Genomic DNA, 21,547 nt, shown 5'->3' with positions numbered 1-21,547 from the left:
GGATTCTCCGTAAATCAGAGCAAACAGAGCACCTCACCGTGACCAGGCCACGGCTGACCCGGATTCTTGTTTTTTCGCTATAGGGTGTCTTGCACCTCTTGCAGTACGACCTCTTGATATCGCTTGGCAGTGTGATATCAATTCTCATGGCTATTTTTTCGGCGATCTCCATGTACCTTGTGGATCGGTCACTGTGATGAGCGAGGTAGACAAGTTTATCTATTCGATCTCGGGCAAGGTTTTCTAAATCTATATTCTGAATTCGCAACCCATGCAAATTGAATAAGTAAATAAATAGTTATCAGGTGGATTTCTCGATATACCTGCCGAGATGATCATCGACGGCCTCATAATGGTCTAAAGCCACATTCCCAGAGATCATGACGAATTCGGGGAAAACTGCCTCAAACCCACCAAATGGAGAGAGTGGGTTCTTTGAATGTAACCTCTCAGGATCAATCCTCCTGAGGTTATTAAGTCTGAAAGAGATAAAATCTGCAGCATAACCAATTTCAACTTTACCTTTCTTTAGGCCGAACAGTTTTGCAGGCTTCTCTATTGTCGTCCTGAAAAAGATTTCTATGTCAAGCACATGCTTAGATACAAGCCCAAGAAGGAGAGGAACCCTGGTCTCTACCCCAATTATGCCTGATTTGGCGTGAGGGAATTCCTCCTTGTCCGCCTCGGTATGCGGAGCGTGGTCCGATGAAACAATATCAATCTGGCCATCCAAGTATTTCTGTAGAAGTTTCTGCTGCACCTCCCTGCTCCGGAGGGGTGGATTGACCTTTCCCATGGACCCCACTTCGATTGAGTCATTAAGCAGGAGATGGTGTGGCGTAACTTCGTATACCGTGCCGTCCCTTTCTGTTCCTGCTGGAATGGAATTGAAGTCCGAGATATGCGTGATCACTTTCCTCTCGATGGTGCTTTTAAGGGCATATTTAACAGCAGCCGCCTCACATTCCACCGGCCTCGCAAGATTATGCGTCCTGAGGTTCTGATCAACAATTCTGTTATTGTCGAGGCATTTCTGATCCTCTGCGTGAAAAAAAACGGGGGCATTAAATGCATTTATAATCCGGACATCCTTTTCTGCAATGAGTGTACCCGCTGCGTTTGTGCTTCCGCCGAGGTAAATTTTGATTCCATTGCTCTTTCGAGAAATGACGCTAGCATTGGATCCGTTGTAAAGGGAAAAGAGGCCAAAATCGCAGTAGCTCCTATTCTTCACCGCTGAGAGCTTATCCTCAAATCTTTCATAATCTGTCACGGGGACTTTATTGTTGGGCATGTCCATTACTGTGGTTGTGCCACCATAGATCGCACTGAGAGATCCAGTGGAAAAGTCCTCTTTTTCAGTTTCTCCGGGGTCCCTAAAATGCACATGTGTATCTGTGGATGCAGGAAGAATGGCGCCATCCAGTTTTATGATCCTGTCTGCAGGTACGCTCTTGCTGATGGCGGTTATGACGCCTGATGTTACTCCAACCATGATCTCCTGGAAACTGCCTTTGTAATAGAATTTACCAGATATTGCCACATCTGTTTTATCCAATTCTTACACCCCTCTCCTATCACCCCAGACCATCTTGTGGAATTGGGGCATGACCCTAACATTCAGGCCATCCCTTATGACAGCCTCGGCAAGCATCCTCGCGTCAGAGCCCCATGCCGGCTGGAAAACGACGTTCTTCTCCTCGTCCAAGCCACCCACGAATTCCCTTGAAAACTCGTAGTCCGCTTCGTCAGAAATAACAAATTTAAGGTAATCCATTTTCCGAATAAGATCGATATTACTCTTTAGGAGAGATTTTTCTTCTCCGGATGATGGAGTTTTAACGTCCATGTCAATGCACACGCTGTCGGAAAAAACATAAGGTTTTATGTTCAGAGATCCGCTTGTTTCAATCAGAACCTTCTTACCTATATCTATGCATGACCTGACAAATTCAAGAGCCTCTGGTTGCAAGAGAGGTTCGCCACCGGTGAAGCATACCCACTCTTCCCTTGAATCCCTGACCGTCTTCAGTATGTCGTTCAAATCCACTTCTTCCCCTCCCGTAAAGGTGTATTTTGAATCGCACCATCTGCATCTTAGGTTGCATCTGTTAGTCCTTACAAATAGCATCGGTAACCCCATATAGATACCCTCACCCTGTATGCTGTGAAATATTTCTGTTATTCTCATCTACTGTTTCAGTTATGGAACTGGAAATAATTATATTTCGCATATGAATCCTATAAGATGGAGTACAAGCATATTTTTGATTTTGCCAGGGAAACTGACACCATTCTGATATTGAATGGCGGCGAGGGAGCTATCGACAAGAATTTCTTTTACCTAACCGGAGCAGACAGCGGGATATTCGAAGGATCTGCGTTGGTCGTTACGCCAGACCGGCTAAAGATAATAACATCAATCCTTGAAGAACAATCCGCGAAGTCAACTGGCCTGGACGTCACGGTCTTCAAAACCAACGAGGAAAAGAAGAAGATACTCCAGGAAGAGCTGAAGGGCATCAACACCATAGGCCTGAATTACTCAGCACTTACCTTAGAGCTTTACAAAGACCTATTGCGGATTATCCCGGACAAGGAATTCATAGATGTTTCCAACACAATAGCTGAAGCCCGACGCCTTAAGACTCCCGAGGAGCTTGAAAAGATCAGAAAGGCTGCTAGCATAGGAAGCGAGGCAATCCAGAACGTCTGGCCGCAGCTTAAAGAAGGGATGACTGAGAGCGAAGTGGCAGCTCTTGTTGCGTATGAGATGATGAAACTCGGAGCCACGGAGCCTTCTTTCAGCACCATTGTTGGGTTCGGACCAAACAGCTCAATTCCACATTACTCTCCGGGATCAAGGAAGCTCAAGAAAAACGATTTTGTACTCATTGACTTCGGAGCTCTTTACAAAAGATACTGCTCAGATATAACTAGAACAGTCGTGTTCGGGAGGGCATCTGAGGAACAGAAGGAAATGTATAACACGGTCAAAAAGGCACAGACCGATTCCATGAATACGATAAAGGCAAACGTGAATGGCAGAGACGTGGATGGAGTTGCGAGGAAGGTCATAGATTCAACTAAGTACAAGGGCACATTCATCCACTCGCTTGGTCATGGACTTGGCATGGACGTCCACGATCACCCTGCCCTTTCGGGAGGATACGATTTCCCGCTGAAGGAAAACATGGTTGTAACGGTTGAACCCGGTATTTACGTACCCGGATTCGGCGGTGTGAGAATTGAGGACGACGTTATAGTGAAGAGAGACGGATTCGAGAAGATTACAACCGCACCATCGGATCTCATAGAAATTTCATGAACGATGTAATTCGTGTTCTTCCTGAAAGAGACTTCAACCTCCCGCTTGTGCGGGAGATAGTTATTTCTAATGATCGCAAATTAATAGCCATCCGTCGAAATGCCATAGATTGCATAGATAATCTCGCCTCAGACGAGTACAAACCGGCAATCATTGGAAACGTTGAGTTCATGTTCATTCTGTGGCTCTTGCGGTATTTTGACGAGAATATAATATCTTCAAAATTTGTCAACGCTCAGAGAGATCTCCTTGAGAACCAGCTTATGGGAATGCAGGAAGAGGATATAGAGGAATATTGTGTAAAAACAGGCATGCCGGTCACGTATGATGTTGAAACGGGAATTTTCAGCATCCCATTTGATAAATTTGTGAAGTACAATACCAGAATAAGCGGAGATAGATATAGGCTTTCTTACCAACCAGTCTCCAGGGGTATCGTATTCGTCGACAAGGACCTAATAATTAAGCTGGCCAGGGAGTACTTTGTAAAGGCATCGTTTGGATTTATGAGTAACCTGCAAATTGACACTGTCAGAGAAGTTTTCGCATTATATGCTGACTTTATTTCCTCCCTGAAGGCGGTTTATGATCAGATAAAATCAAAACGCAGAGTCGATCTCGGATCGGTTGATGCAACAAAGTTTCCGCCCTGCATCAGGGAGTATATTTCGGAGATGAGTGCGGGTATCAATCTACCGCATCTTGCAAGATTCACCCTTGTGGCATTCTTGCATAAATGCGGAATGTCTGCAGAAGAAATAATGCAACTCTTTAAGACAGCTCCGGATTACAACGAGAAGATGACAACATACCAAGTCAACCATGTAACCGGTGCCATATCCGGTACAGAATACGCTCCACCGAAATGCTCGGCCCTAAAATCTAACCACCTGTGCTTTATGGGTGAAGACCCTCTCTGCAATCAGGAATGGCTGAAGCATCCATTACAATACTATCAGATCAAGAAGAGGAGTTCAAAGTAATTTTCTTTCAAGCATTTTAATCAGGGTGCTCTTTTTTACTGCTGCCTCAACAACGTACATCTTTCCCTCAATCCACGGAACCCGGGGGTATCTGGCATCCCTCACTTCGAACTTTGCGTTTATGGAATTGAGCAGATCAGTTAATTTCTGGTCAGAATAATTTTTGGCCGCAGCCTTTGATATCCTGCGCCCCATTCGCTTTGTGATGCTCCCGTTGAAGTATTGAGAAAATAGGGTAATGGTCATAGCAAAATGGCGTTAAGGACTCCTTCCTGACCTGGCCGCGATGTGATTCTTGCCTCGCCGAGTTCAGTCATAATAACTGTGCCCTTGTTCATTATGTTTCGCTGCACGTAGTGCTGATTTGCAGGGTTCATCTTGACCGTAACTATCTTTACTTTCTTTGTTGTCTTATCCTTTGGGTTGTAGACATTGGCATCGCCGGCGATCATCAGGGCTACCTTGGTATTGCCTCCGTATCCCCTTATAACCTTTCTCGAGTTCTCACCTATTTTGGTGAGCGTAGGTTCCCTGCCGAGCTCATATCTCCTTTTCGACCGTGATCTGACGAGTTTTCCCCCAGTAAATTTCTTCTTTGCTTTTCCCTGAAATATAGTCATTAACTATTTCTCCCCTGAATTGGCAGGCAATGCTGCTCTTGTGCATTATAAGGTGGAATAAATATCTTCCTTCTTATTTTTACAATTGTCTTCGTGCAGGCTGTATACTTTGGTGAATTTCATCTAAAGTCTTTGCTCGGATTGAATTCACACAATATCGTTAATTGGGAATTACCCGCATTATGTATTATTCATTAAATTAAATGAAATACTAGAATTGAATGATTTAATATACTGGCATTGCGTGTTACGTTTATGTCTGAGAAAACGCTGATAGAAGTCACGCACGTTTCCAGGAGAGGTGTTTCGCTGAGGGTAACACTCCCAAAAAAAGTAGGGGAAATGCTAAATATTGTACCTGGAGATATTGTGGGTTTCTATTCCAGTGAAAAAAACATAATCATTGAGAAGATGGTTTAGATTTCGACCTTATCTGTTCAACCATTTCCATTGTTTCGTTCGAGGCGAATATTGACCTGATTGGCTTGACCATCCTGTCAGTGTATCTGGCAACCGTTGCCTTGACGTCCATGGGATGAATCTTGCCACCAGTGTACAATCTTTCGAATTCCTCGAAATTCTCGATAATCACGTCGCCTCCGAACTTGGCAGGCCTTTCAATTTTCACTTCACCATTAAAATACGGCATTATTACATATTGCAGTATATCAGATACCGGGTTTCCTTCAGTGATACCCTGCGGGCAGTATGCCCTGTTTATCTTCTTTTCTATCTCCTCAGTGCTGTCGTTCACGAAGATGGCAGAATCGGGCTGGCTCTTAGACATCTTTGCAAAAGGACCCATTCTACCGTCTCCCCCTAAACTCCCCAAAATGTGGCTGTGCACAGATATGACCTTTTTTCGGTGCATTTTTTCCGCAATATCCCTAGCAAGCATGTGTGCATGGCGTTGGTCCATGCCACCAAAAGCCACGTCGTAGTTTTCATAAAATATATCATTTACCTGCATCAGCGGGTATAGATATTTACTGAAATCCTGATCAGCGTCCTCATCTGTCCTTCCCATGATTGGAAGAGCGCGTTTCAGCCTAGCCAGATTGGAGTGTTTGGCAACCTGAATGAACTGCAGCCAGTATCTCCCGTCATCAACAATATCGGCAGCCCAGATAAATTCTACATTTGTGTCCAGACCCGCTGCCCTCATGCTTCGTTCAAATATCTTCCCGCTCATCCTGATAGTATCAAGATCCCCACCTAGCTTGTCGTTGATCATTGCGTGCCAGTCTGCCAGAAGAACGCTTACTTTCATGCCCGTTGAAGCAATTTCCCTGAGTTTCAACGGCCACATTACCGCAGTCGCGATATGCGGTATTCCCGATGGCTCAAATCCCACATACGATGTGGAATGCGGGATATCCAGCTGCCTTAATTCCTCCTCAGTTATGACTTCCTTCATGTTTCTAGTAATTGTTTCAACGGCATCCATATGAGAGCACAACCCTAGGGAGACTTCTTAGTTAAATTTTGCGAGCAAAGATCCTTATATGGGCATCGAAAACACCTTACACTGCTATCATGATTCCTGGCCGGAACCCCAGAAACTGACCTGATTTCATCAGCAATAGCGAGAACCCTTGACTTCAGTCTATATGTATTCTCGATCCGGAACGTGGAATTGTTGTATTTCAATATGCCAAAAGGTATTTTGCTTCCGTGATAAAGATCCTCAAGGAGGAGGAAATACACCCCCATCTGTAGCATGTGCCCTGATCTTGGGGTATCTGCATTACCGGATTTGTATTCATATGGTATAATTTCTCTGCCCTTCCTCGTGACTAAGTCCGGCTTCCCTGTCAGTCTGAACCTTTCTGAGCGGAGGACTGTGCCCTTTGTAAGCATGTCCCCATACATTTTCTTCCCTGAAGGTATGCTGTATGACTTCCTCTTTCTGGAAGTGGCAAATATAATCGCGATTAGAGCTATTAGCAGCAGAAAGACTAAGAAGTCGATACTAGAAGTTAAGATAAATGATCACCACTATTACAACAGCAAGGACGATACCAAGGACTTTCAGGATTTTTGTCAGCGCGTTGTAAGATCGCTCAACCCTGCGGTGCCTTGCCCTACCCACGGACATCCTTGTGGACGAAATTTTGCTCCTCGGGTAATTTTCCTTCTGATAATACCAAGCAACATTGCAGTATTCGTATTCTGATATCTCTGAAGCACTGACATATCTTTGTTCGTTGACGCCCATTACACATCATCCAGCTGGAAATTCAGGCGCTGACCTTTGTAACGGTAATGGAAGAGTAGGGGATTTCCTGAATTAATTTTATTCGACCCTCTCGCATGAGAAATAGGGAATAGACGAAAAATGCAGACCTTTCCTCCGGCGTATCGCCCCAGAATTCTTCCATGTAGAATCTCTCGGAGGGAGTGCTTGATATCCTTTGAAGTACCCTGGCTATCTCCTGATCCGGCTCATCCATATTTAGTTTGTTTATAAGTTCGTCAATTGAACCCTCTTTCACTTCGACGGACGCCCTTATCCGGTTTTCTTTCCTTCCTCGGTAATAGGCGGTTTTCATTGCGTCCAACAGTTCAACCATCCTAACTGGCCGCCTTACGCTTCCGATCACTGGTACCTTGAGGTCGACCATTTCGTGGTTGACTTCCACAGATTCCGTAAACGTTTCTGCAGACTCATCAATGGTTTCTTCCTCCGGATAGTCCACGGTAGAGAGTGTTTTAAGATAGAGAATATTCCAGGCTTCAGCTATGATATAGCCTGCAAAGGCGAGATTGGTGTACTCTTCTGTGATGATCTCCCTGAAGAACCTAACAAAGGCAACGAGATCAATATTCCATGGATCGAGTGTGCCATCTCTGCACATCCTGAAAACAAGTGAACTGGCTCGGGAAACGGCATCATCTGATGAGGTTATGTTTTCAACATTCAAGAGAACCTTCTCATAATCGCTGATGTCGATTTCCAACAGCTCCCCCTGCACGATGAGGTTATTTAGAATCTCCTGCACTTCCACTAGAACTCCCCCGCCTCATGCGCAATGGTCTTCTCGTAAACCTCTGTGTTGATCTGGTCGAAGCTCGTAACCCCAACTATGTTATCGGCATACTTGAGCATTGCCTTTTTCAGAGACACCATAAGGATCTGTGAGATTTTTGAGTTTGACCTGAACATCTGTCCGATTCTCTCAACGTTTCCTCCGTCAAGATACATGTCTACCTCATCAAGGTAATACACTGGAGATGGCGTCATCTGCTGAATTGACATTATGAATGCAAGCGCTGTAAGACTTTTCTCACCGCCACTAAGGGACTGCAATTTTGCAAAAACCTTCCCCTTCGGTCGGGCCTTAATGAATACCTCCGATTCCAGTGGCTTGTTAATATCTGACATTATCAGCTGAGCTTCACCACCGCCTGAAAGCTGGCTATAAATGACGTTGATCCCTTCATTGATCCTGTTGAAGGTTTTGACGAAAATGCTCTCTTTTTGCTTGTTCAGCGTATCCATCAGACCCTCCAGTTCTTTCCGGTCGTTGCGGAGTGTCTGCAGTTCAGCCTCCAGAGAGTCAAGGACAGCCTTGACGCTAGCATATTCCTCTATTGCTTTGTAATTTATTGGTCCAAGCGTTTCCGCCTCTGATTGAAGGAGCAGGATTGTTTTCCTGATTTCCTGCTCGGAATAATTTTCCAGGACTGGTTTTCCACCGACGTTCTTTAATTCTTCGTTAAGGTTATTTAGCTTTTCTGTCAAATTCTCAATTCTGCCGTTAAGAGTGATGATTACGCTTCTTTTCGTTTCACACATTCCCTTGTTTATCTCAGTGGTCTGGGCTATCTGGGTAATTTCCGCATCTATGTGCATTATAGCATCTGTGAAGACTCGTGTATTCCTGTCTAGTTCGGCTTCGACAGCCATAGATTTGCTAAGTTCCGATTCAAGCTGTCTTTGTTCTGTTGCCACAGACGCAATGAAATCGTTGAATTCGCTTATTTCTGTTTTCATCTGCTTGACCCGATCGCGAAGCTCTCTTAACCTGTCATTAACATGTTTGATCTCCACGTTCAGCGCAGAGATGTCTGCTGAAATCTGTGATTTCTGGCCCTTTAACATCTCCAGGTGCTTTTCGGTCTGTTCCTGCATTTCAGCCTCTTCGGGATTCTGAGTTTTCATCTCCTCCATGATCAGCGATTTTTCTCTCTCCTTTGATCGCATGAGAGTTTTAACACTGCTGATCTCCGTTTCCTTGCTTTCGTAATCAATGGAAAACTTGGAAAGTTCTGCGTTCACATCCTCTATCAACCTGCTAAGCTTAACAAGGTCACTTTTAATTTTTTCTATGTCGGTATCCAAGTTTTCGGATCGTGCTTTCTTCTGCCCCTCTTCTCTTGATTTGACGTTCAGCTCCTCTGTCAGCCTGTCGAGTTCTGCACCCTTAACCTTAATAATTGAGGAGAGTTCGTCGATGCGGGAGTTTGCGGACATTATCTCGGAAGAAAGATCAAGAATTTTTTTCTCTGAAGCGAAGTTTTCCTTCTTTCGCTCCATGAAACCTCCGGTTATAGCTCCGCTTGGGTCAAATATATCCCCATCTTTCGTAACGAGTTTTACTCCAACCATGTATTTTCTGGCTATCTCAACGCTCGGTACAATGACGGTATCCTGAAAAGCATGCCAGACCGCACCCTCGTATTTCTTGTCATACTGGATTCTTTCCATTACATAACCCAAAGAATCAGACGAGTTGTGGACAATAATTGCCTTGCCTCTTGGTCTCCCAACAACCATCTTATTGATTGGCAGGAATGTTAGCCGGCCCGCTTTTTCACGTTTGAGGAGTTCTATGCATTTCTGCGAGGTTTCATCGTTCTCAACAACTATCGAATTGAGCCTGCCTCCGGCTGTTGCCTCCACGGCCATCTGAAATTCCTCGTCAAAGGATATAATATCTTTCAGCGGACCATGAATACCTGGAATTAAGTTCTGGTTTCTGGCGCCAATAATCAGGCTAACTGCGCGACTTTGGCCGATCTTCTGACCCTGCGAAGCTGACTGGAATCTGGTATATTCCCTGTTCAGGTCTACAAGTTTCTTTTGAAGTGAATCCTTTTCATCATTCAGGTCTTTTATTACCGCCTTCAAGGCATAAAACCTGTCGGAGAGATCCTTAAGGGATCTTTTTCCCTCTTCAGCTAGAGCTACTGATTCTTTGCTCCTCCAGAGGGAATCCTTAATCTGGAATTCCAGACCGCTCTTTCTTTCTTCAAGTGTGGACAACTCCGTAGATTTTGTTATTTTTTTCTTGTTGATCTCAGAAAAGTCTACTTCAAGGTCACCAAGTTTTATACTCAATTTTTCAACCTCAGCGTCAAGGTCCGAATACTTTTTCTTCAGTGCCGTAAGTTTCCCGCTGGTAGATTCACTGTTGGCCCTAAGTTTTCTAAGTTTTTCTTCTGAAACGTTTATTTCACTTTCAAGCTGCTGCATATCATCGCTGTTGGTTTTCAGCCTGATTTCAAAACCCTTCTTCTGGTCAAGAATATCCGCAATTTCTCTCTCGGATTCATCGAGTCGCTTTTGTCTGTCCTCGATCATCGCCTGTTTATTCTGTATGCTCATTTTTCTTTCTGCAATCTTTAACTTCAGAGATTCTGATTTTATCCTGATCTCTTTGAGTTCAGCGCCACTTACGCTCTCCCTCTGGATCTCTATTTCCCTCTTCTTATGCTGTAAACTTTCGACCTTTGCGGTAAGATCAAGGTTCGCGTTTTCAAGGGAGGATATTTGTTCTCCCAGCTCACTTATCTGCTTGTTCAAAGAAGATATCTCGCGGTTGGTCCTTGCGATCTCTTTATCAATTAATGTAGCCCTGAAATCCTTCATCTTGGACGAGATCTGCAGGTATTTTTCTGCCACTTCTTTATCATGACTCAATCCGTCTACCTGCAACTTTTCATCCTGCGCCCTTACTTCGAGTTTGATCATATTTTCATTTATGCCGTTGATATCTGACTTTGCACTCTCTATCTGGTTGTTATAACTCTCTACTCCGGCTATTGCCTCAAGTAATTTTCTTCTCTCAATTCCAGTCATCTTGATGAGGTTGTTTATGTCACCCTGAAGTACAAAACTGTACCCATCCAGATATATTTTCATGGAATCAAGGAGTTGTTCAACATCAGAGTGCTTTACCCTGACGTCGCGTATGTAATAATTGCTCTTATAATCGGTGCCATCAAAGGTGAGTTCTCTCCTTATGCTAATCCTGCGCTTATCTGGGTCATCATTATCTTCGCCGTTGTCAAAATTGATCTGCACACTGCAGTATTTCCTGCCAGGATCGTTGTCTGATGATCGATGAATCAGATCAGACAGACGATCGGCTCTCACGGATTTTGTCGACCTCACCCCAAGCACAAAAAGCAGGGCGTCGCCGATGTTACTTTTTCCACTTCCGTTTGGGCCGCTGATAACGGTCAGACCATTCTTAAATTCGATCTTTTTCTTTTTTCCAAACGATTTGAAATTATCCATTTCAATAGATTCGATTATCATGGCTGTCTTTGTCAGACACTTTACGCCTTATTAATATATATATTTATTGATTTAAGTAATACAGGGACGTTACGCATAAGCATTTTACCCATCACTGAATTATGGGCTGACAATGACAGAGGATGACCGCCACTATTTTAAGATCAGAGATGAAGCCTACGAACTTGGCATCGGAAGGACACCACTAGCCCCCATAGGGAACAAAGGAAATAACAAGATGTATGCCAAGCTTGAGTATTTTAATCGGTTCAAATCCATTAAGGATAGAGCTTCCTTTTTCATGATCAGTGATATGATCCATAGTGGTATGCTGACAAAGGAAAAGGTGATACTTGAAGCGAGTTCAGGCAATACAGGTATAGCTATCGCCAACATCGCTAGGATGCTCGGAATCTCTGCAGAAATTATAGTGCCGGCCGGGAGCAGTCCGGAAACAAAAGACGCAATTCGGAGATCGGGGCAGTCCTTGACAGTAATGGACGGAGATTCACAACCCGGTGCGAGGATTTCTATTGATCCGGCAATTGAGATGGTTAAATCTCTGATTAAGGAACACCCTGAGAAATATGTCAATCTGGACCAGTATTCCAACAGAAACAATACATTGGCGCATTATTATACTACCGGTCCAGAGATCGTCGAGGCGCTCTCGGGGAAGTATCCGACGCATGTAGTGGTTTGTATTGGTACAGGCGGCACACTCACCGGCCTCGCGACGTATTTCAAGAAATTCTCGCCGTCCACAAAAATAATTGGTGTGGAGCCAGAGAAGGGGCATCACATCCAGGGGCTTAAGAACCTTTCCGTGTCAAAGGTACCCGAAATAATAGATCGTAACAGAAACCTTGTGGACGAGTGGATTACCGTGACTGACGAGATGGCAATATCCGAAACAAAGAGTCTGCTGAAACATCATGGTCTTTTTGTTGGACTATCTTCCGGCGCTAACGCCGCTGCAGCCATGAAAGTTGCAGAAAGCACAGATAAAGGAACCATAGTCACTGTATTTCCGGACAGTGCCGAGAAATACAGATCAGTATTTACATACAGGGGCATGTTCACCGAAAAAGAATTCGACGAGAATATCCATCTCGTTTCCCAGGTGCCAAAGGGAAGATAAACGGATCATTTCCAATGATAGGAGGGCTTTCGCTTTTCCACAAATGCCTTGACCCCTTCCCTGTGATCCTCGGTCCTGAATACCAAGCCAAATTTTTCCTTCTCAAGCTCAAAGCCATCTCTGCCAGATCTGTTCATGAGATCCTTAACGTAGGAGATGGCTACCATGGCTCTGTTTGAATATTCCTCTGCAATCTTCAATGCCTCTTCAAAATACTGCGGTGTGATTGAATTGACGATTCCCAGCTTGAAAGCTTCCTCTGCCGTAATCATCTTGCCCATGGAGATCATCTCAAAGGCCCTGGTTATTCCAACCATGCTCTTCAAGCGCTGCGTTCCACCCCACCCTGGGAGGATGCCGAGATTTGTCTCAGTCAGGCCAAGTTTGGTCTCTGGAGATGCAATTCGTATGTCGCAAGCAAGCGCGAGTTCGAATCCTCCGCCAAGTGCGAATCCATTTATAGCAGCAATAACAGGCCTTCCGTAAGAGGCGATGAAGTCCATGACAATATGCCCGCGTCTAGCCATATCGTAGGATCCCCTGTCATCAAGGCCTTCAAATTTCTTTATGTTTGCTCCTGCCGAAAACGCCCTGTCGCTTCCCCTAATCACTATAATTCTGCCATCTGATCCTTCAATGGCATCCTTTATCTCCTCTAGGGTTTCTATATCCAGCGGGTTGAGGTTTGACTCCTTTGCTATTCGTATGATCCTTATCTTTTCACTGTCTTCCACCATTATATTCGTGTAAACCTTCATTTCTAATCACCTCAGACCAGTTCAAGCGTCATCGTGTGGCCTCCGCCGCCGCCGTGACATATGGTCGCAAGTCCAGTCTTAAGTTTCCTAGACTGCAACGCATTGATAAGCGTCACAAGAATTCTCGATCCGCTATTTCCAAGTGGGTGGCCAAGGGCAATAGCACCACCGTTGACGTTGAAACGATCTTCTGGAATACCCAGCTTCTTCTGTACCACTAGCGATGCTATTGAAAAAGCCTCGTTGTGTTCCACAAGATCATAATACTCGATGCTCTTTTTCTGCCTGTCAAGCAGCTTCGAAGTGGCAGGTATAGGCGCTTCGACGAAGTCCCTCGAGTTAAGGGAAGCCGATTCATATCCTGTAATCTTCGCAATGGGCTTGAGATTGTGTTCGTCCAGTGCTTCTTCGGATCCAAGCAACAGGGCAGATGATCCGTCCGAAAGCTGTGAAGAGTTACCTGCCGTCAGAATCCCATTCCGGTCAAATGCAGCAGGAAGCCGCTTAAGGTCTTCCATTGAGGTTTTTCTGATACCCTCATCCTTTGCCAACTGTTCAAGGGGAACGATCTCCCTAGAAAACTCTCCGGTCTCAGTGGCACGCTGCGAATATTCCTGGCTCCTTACCGAGAACGCATCAACCTGATCCCTGGTAATGTTATACTTTTTCCCCGTTGCATCGGCAGACACACCCATGTGCTCAAAGTAAAAAGCGTCTATAAGGCCATCTTTGAGCATGGTATCCTCAATCTTCATGTTCTTGTAAAGAAGCTGTTTTGGTCCCCACCTGAACTCCGGGGGTATAATCAGGGGAGCATTGGACATACTCTCCATCCCGCCAGCTATAATCAGATCACGCTCTCCCAGCTTTATTTCCCTGAACGCAGACTCTACTGCAAGCATTCCGGATGCGCAAACCACATTTACTGTGTATTTCGTGACCTCGTCCTTCAGACCTGCAAGAGTGGATGCCTGCCCGGCGGGATTCTGTCCTACTCCCGCCTGAATCACATTTCCCATTATAACTTCCTGAATATCTTCCGGGTTTACCCTGGAATCCATAATAACTCCCTTTATTGCGGCTGATCCAATTTCCGGGGCACGGAGTTTAGAAAGAGCCTTGCCGAATTTTCCAATCGCGGTCCTCTTTGCAGAAACTATATAAACTTCAGACATAGGCAACGCTCAGTTATTGCTGTAGTCATTATTATTTTTCCGTAAATGCAGTGATGTGAACGAGTCAAAAGGTATAACAGGATAATCCAGCAATCTGGCTATATTCTTCTGACCATTATCCTGACACTCTCGCCGTCTATGTCCCAGAGAGTTCCAGTGCTTAGCTTGGTAAGCGAGATGTCATCACTGAGCGTTTCATTCATTATGCTCTGTTTCAGTTTCACCACTGCTTCCCTGAATTTCCCATCTGCGTCGATTTTCGTCATTATCCTGTCGGAGTACTCCAACCTCATTTCCTTTCTCATCACCTGTATTCTCCTGATCAGCTCCCGTGCCGATCCCTCTATCGCCAATTCGTTGTCTATATTCCTGTTCAGGAATACATCAATTCCCTTTGTTGCGTCTGTGGCGTAGGAGTATGGATCACTGGGTATCTCGCTGAATTCAAGGAAATCCCCTGAAATTACAAGACCGTTTTTTTCAATCTGTCCACCAGCGTTAACAGCACGATACAATTCCTCATTATCCAGGGATTGGACAAGCTGCTTAAGTTCCCCCACCCGGTCCCTGAGAACCGGGGCGGCTTTGGAAAACACCACTGTAGCCTTATGCCTGAGTGGCCTCTGTAAAGGATCTATGAAACGCACCTCCCTCGCATTGAGTTCTTGGCTAATAATACCGATAATCTCTTTGCTCACCTTTTCTCTGGCTGAGACAAGTATCTCGGTAACTGGCTGCCTCCCTTTTATGTTGGACTCCTGCCTCAGTCTCCTTACGCTTTCGAGTATCACGAAAGCCACGCTGAATTCATTTTCAAGCTCAGGATTCATTAGGGATGTTTCCGCTATGGGGAAAAACTGGTCATGTACGCTCTCGTTTCCCAAAGATAGCCTGCGGTAAATAAAATCAGAGAAGAAGGGGGCTATTGGGGCAAGTAGCTTTACCGTTGTATCAAGTGTTTTCCAGAGCACAGAGTACGCTGATTTCTTATCTTCAGGCGAGCCCTCTGTCCAGAATCTCCTGCGGGAGAGCCGCAAGTAGGAGTTAGAGAGATCCTCAATGAAATCCGAAATCAATTTTAGCGAATCGTTGAGGAAATATCCATCCATCCTTTCCGAGACGGCAGATACCGTAGTGTTAAGCCTGGATAGTATCCACCTGTCCAGCGCATTCCCCGGGATGACCTGCCCCGAATACCTGTAGCTGTCAAGGTTAGCGTTTGAGGCGAAAAAGGAGTAGACGTTCAACAGCGTACCAAGAACCTTCCTTGATGTGTCAGTTATAACCTTTTCGTCGAGGTTCTTAGGTTTCCACTGCGTACCAGTGAGGAAGAAAAGTCTGACCGGGTCAGGACCGAACTGTTTCAGAAGGTCAATTGCATATACTGAGTTGCCTTTGCTCTTGCTCATCTTCTTTCCGTATTTGTCCAGTATAAAGTCTATTGAAACTGCATTCCTGTAAGCGTTTTTTCCGAAAAGGACGGTAGATATGGCAAGAAGAGTATAGAACCACCCCCTTGTCTGATCAACTGCTTCGCCAACAAAATCAACTGGCAGGGAGGTATCAGGTGAAAATGACCTCTCAAAGGGATAATGCATGGCAGCATAGGTGGCGCTGCCGCTGTCAAACCATGTATCTATTACATATGGTTCCCGGTGCATATCCTTTCCGCACTTCGGACAGCTGAAGACAACTTCGTCCACAAATGGTCTATGCAGGTCAGAAGGTACCGTGCAGCCCTTTGATTTCAGTTCTGCCCTACTTCCTATTGATTCATAGTGGTTATTCTCGCATCTCCAGACAGGAAGAGGTGTTCCCCAGTACCTGTTCCTGCTCAGCGCCCAGTCTTTAGCCTCGGTCAGGAAGTTTCCAAATCTGCCTTCCTTAAGGAAATCCGGAACCCAGTTGACCTTTCTGTTATTTTCTACCAACTGGTCTCTAACGCCAGACATTCGTATATACCACGCATCAAGAGGGTAGTAAAGCATAGGCGTGCCGCACCTGTAGCAGAATGGATAGGTGTGCCTGTGCTTCTGTACCCTGAAGAGTTTCCCGGTGAGTCTCAAGTATTCAACTATCTTTGGGTCAGCATCCTTGATGAAGAGGTTATTCCACGGCAGCTCCTCAGAGTTGTATTTTCCAGAAGCGTTTACAGGATTCAGGATCTTCGTCTCCCTTTCCTTAGCTATCTCAAAATCGTCCGCGCCAAAGGCTGGAGAAGCATGCACAATTCCAGTGCCATCCTCCGTTGTTACAAAGCTTCCGGAAACGACCACTAAAGACCCCTCAGGGACCTTCAGAAATTCTATCGGGCGCTCATATGTTTTTCCCACGAGTTCATTGCCCCTGAAACTCGCCAGCACCTTGAATTCTCCCCTGAAAATATTTTTCACTAGGGCAGCGGCAACGTAATACTCCTCTCCCTTGAATTCAACAAGATCATAATCTATATCACTGTTCACAACTAGGAATTGATTCGACGGAAGGGTCCATGGGGTTGTGGTCCATGCAAGGAAATATCTGTTGGTCTTTCCAGTTTCCCTGAATTTCACGAATACAGCTGGCTCCTCTATCTCCTCATATCCCTGAGACACTTCGTGTGAACTGAGCGAGGTTTCACACCTTGGGCAGTACGGGACGATCTTGTAACTTTTATAAAGCATCCCGGTTTTGAACAACTGGCTCAACGCCCACCACTCGCTCTCAATGTAATCGTCCCGCAAAGTGACATATGCCCTGTCTAAATCAAACCACTTGCCAAAAAGTGCGTTGACCTCCTTCCACTCCTCTATGTACTTGAATACACTTTCTCTACAGTACTGGTTGAATGCACCAATTCCGAAGTCCTCGATTTCTTTCTTTGTCTTGAAGCCAAAATGCTTTTCCGCCTCGAGCTCAACAGGCAGCCCATGGCAGTCCCAGCCGCCGGTTCTTCTCCGTATTCTGAAATTGTTCATGTACTTGTAACGAACGACCGCATCCTTGATCACGAAGGTGCTGAGATGGCCTACATGCGGCCTTCCATTTGCCGTAGGTGGCCCCTCTAGAAAGTAAAAATCCTTTGTTCCCCGATCGCTGTTGATATTCTTTGCAGGAATGTTGTACTTATTCCAGAACTCAAGGGTGTCCTTGGCAATGTCCTGCATGTTGGATGATGTGTCTACGGGGTCGTAAATATTCTCAGCCATTTCAACTAACTGGTGAATACAATGTTGTATAAATCCGTTCTCTAAGCCATGATTGAGGATCTCTATAATAGTTCTTAAATAGGAAACCCGTGCTTCCTGAAGTGTTCATATCCATGCTGTTTGAGGCCGACCCATGAGGAACCGTCATAAACTATGTTATCACCTTTCCAAGCTTCTCCAATAAAAGATACGGTTAGCTTCTCAGCCTCCATTGCGTTCATGAAGTCACTGTAATTCCTGTTGTCAATGGAAAACAAAAGTTCATAGTCTCCGCCAAAGCCTAGTGTGAAATCAGTTTCTGGTCTTCCTGAAAGGGAAACTGCCTTTTTCACTTCAGCAGCCACAGGTATTTCCTCCTGCACTATACGGAAACCGACACCATAATCATGCTTCATCTGCCTCATGGATGAAGCGAGCCCGTCTGAAAGATCCATCATGAACTTTCCGCCGTGCTCGCTTATGATCTGTGCCTCCCTGATCCTCGGCTTTATGTCCAGGATCATCTTCAGTGCAGAAGGGATCCTGTATTTATGTTCATAAAAAACGTATCCTGACCCAGACCTTCCGAGGGTGTTCGTAACTCCTATGATCTGGTCCGAAGATATATCGCTTCGCTTCCGGGTGAGGTTTTTCTTCTGTCTCCCGGTGGCTATTCCTGTCATTGTTAAGCCTTCACCTTCCTTCAGGTCTCCCCCCGCAAAATCACAGTCAAACTTCTTGAGGGCCCTGATTACGCCTGTCTCGAACTTCTCGAGAAATTCATAATCTGTGTTTGGATTCATGGAATAAGCGGTCATGAACGATTCAGGTTTTCCAGCCATTGCTGCAATGTCACTGAGATTTGAATTTACAAAGTAGTTTCCCGCGAGTTCCGGTGTTGTTCCCTTCGGAATATGTGTCTTGAAGTTCATGACATCAGTGGTGATCATCCAGTAACTATCTCCATCCTCAAAGATCGCGCAATCGTCCTGTGGTGTTTTCAGCCTGAATCTCTTTCTCAGCCTGTCTATTATTTCCCTCTCTCCAATTTCCTTCAGCTTTTCACTCATGTTATCCTCAAATATACAGGGATGCCGAGGCGGTCCTTCTTATCAATTTCTCGAAGTCCGGCTGGAATAAGTTACGGTCTTCCAGTTCGATTTTTCTCCAGTACTCACTCAGGTCAGATGATCTGTAATACTCTTTTAGATTTGAAAAATCCTGGCTAAGCGATCCCTCCACTATCAGATCGAGAAGTTTCTGATCAAATGAGTCGTTATGCACTCCCCTCTCCCTGTTGCCACCGGTTGGATATGACAGGACTTCTGTCCCGAATTCCGACGATTCCAGTATGACTCTTGCAAGGCTCCACAGACGTGGCGGCCTGTAAAGTCCCTTCTTCCATAGTTTTTCCACAAGCGTATTCTTCTGTATGTTCATCGGGTTGATTGACACATCATTTGAGATTTGCGCAACCTTCCTCACGGAATCGATAGCATCAGTTATCGCAGCTGCCTCAGACATGAACGGTGGCTTGAGCAATAGGTAGGTACGCAATTCTAAACCGAGTTTCCGGATAATGTAAGCGGCGTCCAGGTACTTGGCGAAGGTGCTCCCCTTATTGATAGAATCCCTGATGACGGTATCATTCGCGCTCTCAAGTCCGATGGCAATTCTTATGGGAATTCCAGTTTCATGTAGGCTTTTCAGATTATTTTCTGTAATGTACTCAGTCCTTGATTCAATAAGTACCTTGTCAGCTTTTTCAGCTAGTGACTCAAGAAATTTTTTTCGGACGGTTATGGGAATCTCTATGGGATCAAGGAAGCTGCCGGACGTGAAGACCTTGACCACCCGCGCTCCTTCCATCGACTCCGAAACAAATTCTACCTGCTTCAGCAGGTTTTCTTCTGTGATTTTACCCGAAATGTCATTGAAGTAACCACACATCGAACAGGAGGTGAATTTGTACCATGCGCAGCCGGTGGTTCTGAATATGACGACTACGGTCTGTTCAGGCTTCCCCCGAATCCGGTCCAGTTCCTTCCATACAGAGACCGGCTTGTCCGGGTCTCTCTTATCGGTTACTGGAGGCATAAGGTTCTTTATCGTACTTGCCAGTTCCCTGTTCAACATTGTTTTCAGGAGGCAATTGGAAAAGACTATAAAAGCAATCACACAACCTTTGGGACGCGAGCTACCCTATTCCTGGCTCATTCAAAAACTTCAAGACCAATTAAAAAGATTAATGCGTTGTGTCAAATACAGCACTTGTTGCACGACATTCAGATCTCAAAAAATGTCTTCATATCAGACCTCCACTGCGCATATTTGAGTGACGAGGGTACAGCGGTTGTTTCGGATTTGCATCTGGGGTTCGAAGAGGAGATGAATCTGCATGGCCTTTTCCTTCCTAAACTTCAACTTGGCCATGTGGAGGGAATGGTTGACAAAATACTGGAAAGGTACTCACCAGAGAGGCTGGTTATCAATGGTGACTTCAAGCAGGAATTCTCGAGAAACCTGCCCCAGGAGTGGGATGACATAGTGCACTTCATCGACAGGTATTCAGACAGGACAAGACTTGTTTTTGTTAGGGGAAACCATGATAACTTCCTCATGACCATACTGAAGAGGAAGAACATTGATCTGGTAGAAACCTATGAGAGCGACAATTATTACATCTATCACGGAGATCGAGACAGGGATCTGAGGAAAATGACCATACTTGGTCACGAACATCCTTCTTTCGTCCTTCGTGACGAGATCGGGGGAGTCTTCAAGATTCCTGCTTTCGTATTCAATGAGGAATCAAGTATTCTTATAACACCAGCAATGAGCTTCTTTTCATCGGGTACAGACGTAACGCAGTCACTTTTCAGCCAGGAGCATTTCACGCCTGTGCTTAAAAAAACAGATCCGAAAAAATTCAGGGTTTTTGGCTTAACTGAGGAGTTTGGTCTTGTTGATTTTGGTATGCTCGGTGACCTTCAGATCTCTTCAGATAATCGTCGTAGTGATCTCTAAGTTCTTTGTGGAAACGGCGAAGGGTATCTTCCATGAGATCATTTCCATGCTCTCTTATAAGTGATTTCAACGCAATGGTGTGAGGCGCCAAGATTTTGTTGACAAGAGAGTTAGCCATGCTGCTTACAGCCTGATCTAGCGGCACGCCCTTTGAAACCTCCCGTATAAGCTGCTTTGTGGCTTCATTTTCAATGAGCTTTGAGAACAGGTATATATCACTGATGAAATCCTCAGCTTCCATTTCCAGCAAGGTTCTCGAGAAGCCATCCAACTCTTCAGACACTATCCTGTCAGCAAGCTTCACTTCCGCTTTCTTTGTGTTCATGTTCCTCTCAATGATTGGTTGAATATGTTCCAGATCGATCAATACACAACCACTTTTAGAGATCGCAGGATCAATGTTCCTTGGATTTGAAAGGTCCATGAAGATCTTTGACTCGATGGATTTTCCAGAGTTTTGTGGTGTTACGATATAGTCCTTTGAGGACGTAACGGCGATGATCACGTCATTCTTTGCAATCCCGTCGGCGACATTGTCTATCAGGAGGTAGCTCGCACCAAGGGAGGCAGCGAGTCTTGCGGCGTGTCCCTCTGTTCTCCCACAGATGGACATGGATTCAGGAGATAGTTTTTTTAGATATTTCGCAATTGAAGTTGCCATTTTCCCGGTCCCAATTATCATTATGTTCTTTTTGGATTGAGAGTATGAATTCAGTATATCTGCTGTCTGTGCTGCAAGTGAAACTTTCCCTTTGGAGATATTTGTAGTCTCCCTTACCTTCTTCCCTACGCTTATGGCTTTTCGAAATATGACAGAGATTA

The 21,547-nt window shown here is 45.1% G+C and carries 21 protein-coding genes; 5 read left to right on the top strand and 16 right to left on the bottom strand.

Translation table 11 applies throughout. The features are described from left to right. From QW597_07375 to QW597_07365, 3 genes are all read right to left on the bottom strand, one after another. Window positions 1-268, bottom strand: a 268-nt coding sequence (locus QW597_07375; protein ID MEM0156400.1) for a ribonuclease P, incomplete at its 3' end; no start/stop codon positions are given. A 33-nt stretch (window positions 269-301) separates the two neighbouring features. Further along, entirely contained in the window at window positions 302-1,558 is a 1,257-nt protein-coding gene (locus QW597_07370; GenBank protein ID MEM0156399.1) for a dihydroorotase, read from the bottom strand. A 3-nt stretch (window positions 1,559-1,561) separates the two neighbouring features. Further along, on the bottom strand, window positions 1,562-2,191 hold the full coding sequence (locus tag QW597_07365; protein ID MEM0156398.1) for a radical SAM protein: 630 nt from the start codon (window positions 2,189-2,191) through the stop codon (window positions 1,562-1,564). A 57-nt stretch (window positions 2,192-2,248) separates the two neighbouring features. On the opposite strand from QW597_07365, the gene QW597_07360 reads away from it, so the two are divergent. Then, window positions 2,249-3,328 (top strand): Xaa-Pro peptidase family protein, encoded by a 1,080-nt coding sequence (locus QW597_07360; protein ID MEM0156397.1) that lies wholly within the window; start codon window positions 2,249-2,251, stop codon window positions 3,326-3,328. Continuing rightward, entirely contained in the window at window positions 3,325-4,311 is a 987-nt protein-coding gene (locus QW597_07355) for a hypothetical protein (GenBank protein MEM0156396.1), read from the top strand. Before QW597_07360 ends, QW597_07355 begins: the two co-directional genes overlap by 4 nt. Here the strand turns inward: QW597_07355 and QW597_07350 are convergent. Both QW597_07350 and QW597_07345 read right to left on the bottom strand, forming a co-directional pair. After that, window positions 4,303-4,557, bottom strand: coding sequence for a signal recognition particle subunit SRP19/SEC65 family protein (locus QW597_07350; protein MEM0156395.1), 255 nt, complete (start codon window positions 4,555-4,557; stop codon window positions 4,303-4,305). The genes QW597_07355 and QW597_07350 overlap by 9 nt on opposite strands. Then, window positions 4,554-4,931: a 30S ribosomal protein S8e gene (locus QW597_07345; GenBank protein ID MEM0156394.1), complete on the bottom strand. Its 378-nt coding sequence runs from the start codon at window positions 4,929-4,931 to the stop codon at window positions 4,554-4,556. The genes QW597_07350 and QW597_07345 overlap by 4 nt, the downstream gene beginning before the upstream one ends. 255 nt (window positions 4,932-5,186) lie before the next feature. On the opposite strand from QW597_07345, the gene QW597_07340 reads away from it, so the two are divergent. Continuing rightward, window positions 5,187-5,351 (top strand): AbrB/MazE/SpoVT family DNA-binding domain-containing protein, encoded by a 165-nt coding sequence (locus tag QW597_07340; GenBank protein MEM0156393.1) that lies wholly within the window; start codon window positions 5,187-5,189, stop codon window positions 5,349-5,351. Here the strand turns inward: QW597_07340 and QW597_07335 are convergent. The 5 genes from QW597_07335 to smc all read right to left on the bottom strand — a co-directional run bounded on the left by QW597_07335 (window position 5,332) and on the right by smc (window position 11,478). Then, on the bottom strand, window positions 5,332-6,378 hold the full coding sequence (locus QW597_07335; protein ID MEM0156392.1) for a tyrosine--tRNA ligase: 1,047 nt from the start codon (window positions 6,376-6,378) through the stop codon (window positions 5,332-5,334). The genes QW597_07340 and QW597_07335 overlap by 20 nt on opposite strands. Before the next feature lie 14 nt (window positions 6,379-6,392). Next, complete coding sequence (locus QW597_07330; GenBank protein MEM0156391.1) at window positions 6,393-6,803, bottom strand: Dna2/Cas4 domain-containing protein; 411 nt, start codon at window positions 6,801-6,803, stop codon at window positions 6,393-6,395. A 100-nt stretch (window positions 6,804-6,903) separates the two neighbouring features. After that, the gene (locus tag QW597_07325; GenBank protein ID MEM0156390.1) at window positions 6,904-7,149 is read right to left on the bottom strand and encodes a hypothetical protein; all 246 of its coding nucleotides are present in this window, start codon (window positions 7,147-7,149) and stop codon (window positions 6,904-6,906) included. Between the two features lie 22 nt (window positions 7,150-7,171). Continuing rightward, window positions 7,172-7,939 (bottom strand): hypothetical protein, encoded by a 768-nt coding sequence (locus QW597_07320; GenBank protein MEM0156389.1) that lies wholly within the window; start codon window positions 7,937-7,939, stop codon window positions 7,172-7,174. Then, the gene (smc, locus tag QW597_07315; protein MEM0156388.1) at window positions 7,939-11,478 is read right to left on the bottom strand and encodes a chromosome segregation protein SMC; all 3,540 of its coding nucleotides are present in this window, start codon (window positions 11,476-11,478) and stop codon (window positions 7,939-7,941) included. The genes QW597_07320 and smc overlap by 1 nt, the downstream gene beginning before the upstream one ends. 112 nt (window positions 11,479-11,590) lie before the next feature. Here smc and QW597_07310 point away from each other — a divergent pair, with 112 nt between their 5' ends. After that, entirely contained in the window at window positions 11,591-12,598 is a 1,008-nt protein-coding gene (locus QW597_07310) for a cysteine synthase family protein (protein MEM0156387.1), read from the top strand. Window positions 12,599-12,603: 5 nt separating this feature from the next. Here the strand turns inward: QW597_07310 and QW597_07305 are convergent, their stop codons facing one another. From QW597_07305 to QW597_07285, 5 genes are all read right to left on the bottom strand, one after another. Beyond that, complete coding sequence (locus QW597_07305) at window positions 12,604-13,356, bottom strand: enoyl-CoA hydratase-related protein (GenBank protein MEM0156386.1); 753 nt, start codon at window positions 13,354-13,356, stop codon at window positions 12,604-12,606. 11 nt (window positions 13,357-13,367) lie between these two features. Further along, window positions 13,368-14,531 (bottom strand): acetyl-CoA C-acetyltransferase, encoded by a 1,164-nt coding sequence (locus QW597_07300; protein ID MEM0156385.1) that lies wholly within the window; start codon window positions 14,529-14,531, stop codon window positions 13,368-13,370. A 98-nt stretch (window positions 14,532-14,629) separates the two neighbouring features. After that, window positions 14,630-17,719, bottom strand: coding sequence for an isoleucine--tRNA ligase (gene ileS / locus QW597_07295; protein ID MEM0156384.1), 3,090 nt, complete (start codon window positions 17,717-17,719; stop codon window positions 14,630-14,632). A gap of 74 nt (window positions 17,720-17,793) precedes the next feature. Beyond that, entirely contained in the window at window positions 17,794-18,768 is a 975-nt protein-coding gene (locus QW597_07290) for a thiamine-phosphate kinase (GenBank protein ID MEM0156383.1), read from the bottom strand. Window positions 18,769-18,775: 7 nt separating this feature from the next. Next, a complete protein-coding gene (locus QW597_07285; GenBank protein MEM0156382.1) occupies window positions 18,776-19,834 on the bottom strand; it encodes an archaeosine biosynthesis radical SAM protein RaSEA in 1,059 nt (352 codons plus the stop codon). Window positions 19,835-19,972: 138 nt separating this feature from the next. Between QW597_07285 and QW597_07280 the strand changes: the two genes are divergently transcribed. Then, window positions 19,973-20,725 (top strand): metallophosphoesterase, encoded by a 753-nt coding sequence (locus QW597_07280; protein ID MEM0156381.1) that lies wholly within the window; start codon window positions 19,973-19,975, stop codon window positions 20,723-20,725. Here the strand turns inward: QW597_07280 and QW597_07275 are convergent. After that, window positions 20,628-21,547 (bottom strand): NAD(P)-binding domain-containing protein (locus QW597_07275; protein MEM0156380.1); only part of this gene is annotated, 920 nt, incomplete at its 5' end. The two genes, QW597_07280 and QW597_07275, sit on opposite strands and share 98 nt — an antisense overlap.

The sequence above is a fragment of the Thermoplasmataceae archaeon genome (genome assembly GCA_038729425.1).
Classification (GTDB): domain Archaea; phylum Thermoplasmatota; class Thermoplasmata; order Thermoplasmatales; family Thermoplasmataceae; genus B-DKE.
Note: the sequence above shows the minus strand (reverse complement) of the source record. Positions and strands in the feature narration are given on the sequence as shown.

What these genes read in the sequence shown, in the direction of transcription:
- QW597_07365 (MEM0156398.1), bottom strand. Translation starts at nt 2,191, where the DNA reads ATGAGAATAACAGAAATATTTCACAGCATACAGGGTGAGGGTATCTAT.
- QW597_07360 (MEM0156397.1), top strand. Translation starts at nt 2,249, where the DNA reads ATGGAGTACAAGCATATTTTTGATTTTGCCAGGGAAACTGACACCATT.
- QW597_07355 (MEM0156396.1), top strand. Translation starts at nt 3,325, where the DNA reads ATGAACGATGTAATTCGTGTTCTTCCTGAAAGAGACTTCAACCTCCCG.
- QW597_07350 (MEM0156395.1), bottom strand. Translation starts at nt 4,557, where the DNA reads ATGACCATTACCCTATTTTCTCAATACTTCAACGGGAGCATCACAAAG.
- QW597_07345 (MEM0156394.1), bottom strand. Translation starts at nt 4,931, where the DNA reads ATGACTATATTTCAGGGAAAAGCAAAGAAGAAATTTACTGGGGGAAAA.
- QW597_07340 (MEM0156393.1), top strand. Translation starts at nt 5,187, where the DNA reads ATGTCTGAGAAAACGCTGATAGAAGTCACGCACGTTTCCAGGAGAGGT.
- QW597_07335 (MEM0156392.1), bottom strand. Translation starts at nt 6,378, where the DNA reads ATGGATGCCGTTGAAACAATTACTAGAAACATGAAGGAAGTCATAACT.
- QW597_07330 (MEM0156391.1), bottom strand. Translation starts at nt 6,803, where the DNA reads ATGTATGGGGACATGCTTACAAAGGGCACAGTCCTCCGCTCAGAAAGG.
- QW597_07325 (MEM0156390.1), bottom strand. Translation starts at nt 7,149, where the DNA reads ATGGGCGTCAACGAACAAAGATATGTCAGTGCTTCAGAGATATCAGAA.
- smc (MEM0156388.1), bottom strand. Translation starts at nt 11,478, where the DNA reads ATGATAATCGAATCTATTGAAATGGATAATTTCAAATCGTTTGGAAAA.
- QW597_07310 (MEM0156387.1), top strand. Translation starts at nt 11,591, where the DNA reads ATGACAGAGGATGACCGCCACTATTTTAAGATCAGAGATGAAGCCTAC.
- QW597_07305 (MEM0156386.1), bottom strand. Translation starts at nt 13,356, where the DNA reads ATGAAGGTTTACACGAATATAATGGTGGAAGACAGTGAAAAGATAAGG.
- QW597_07300 (MEM0156385.1), bottom strand. Translation starts at nt 14,531, where the DNA reads ATGTCTGAAGTTTATATAGTTTCTGCAAAGAGGACCGCGATTGGAAAA.
- ileS (MEM0156384.1), bottom strand. Translation starts at nt 17,719, where the DNA reads ATGGCTGAGAATATTTACGACCCCGTAGACACATCATCCAACATGCAG.
- QW597_07290 (MEM0156383.1), bottom strand. Translation starts at nt 18,768, where the DNA reads ATGAGTGAAAAGCTGAAGGAAATTGGAGAGAGGGAAATAATAGACAGG.
- QW597_07285 (MEM0156382.1), bottom strand. Translation starts at nt 19,834, where the DNA reads ATGTTGAACAGGGAACTGGCAAGTACGATAAAGAACCTTATGCCTCCA.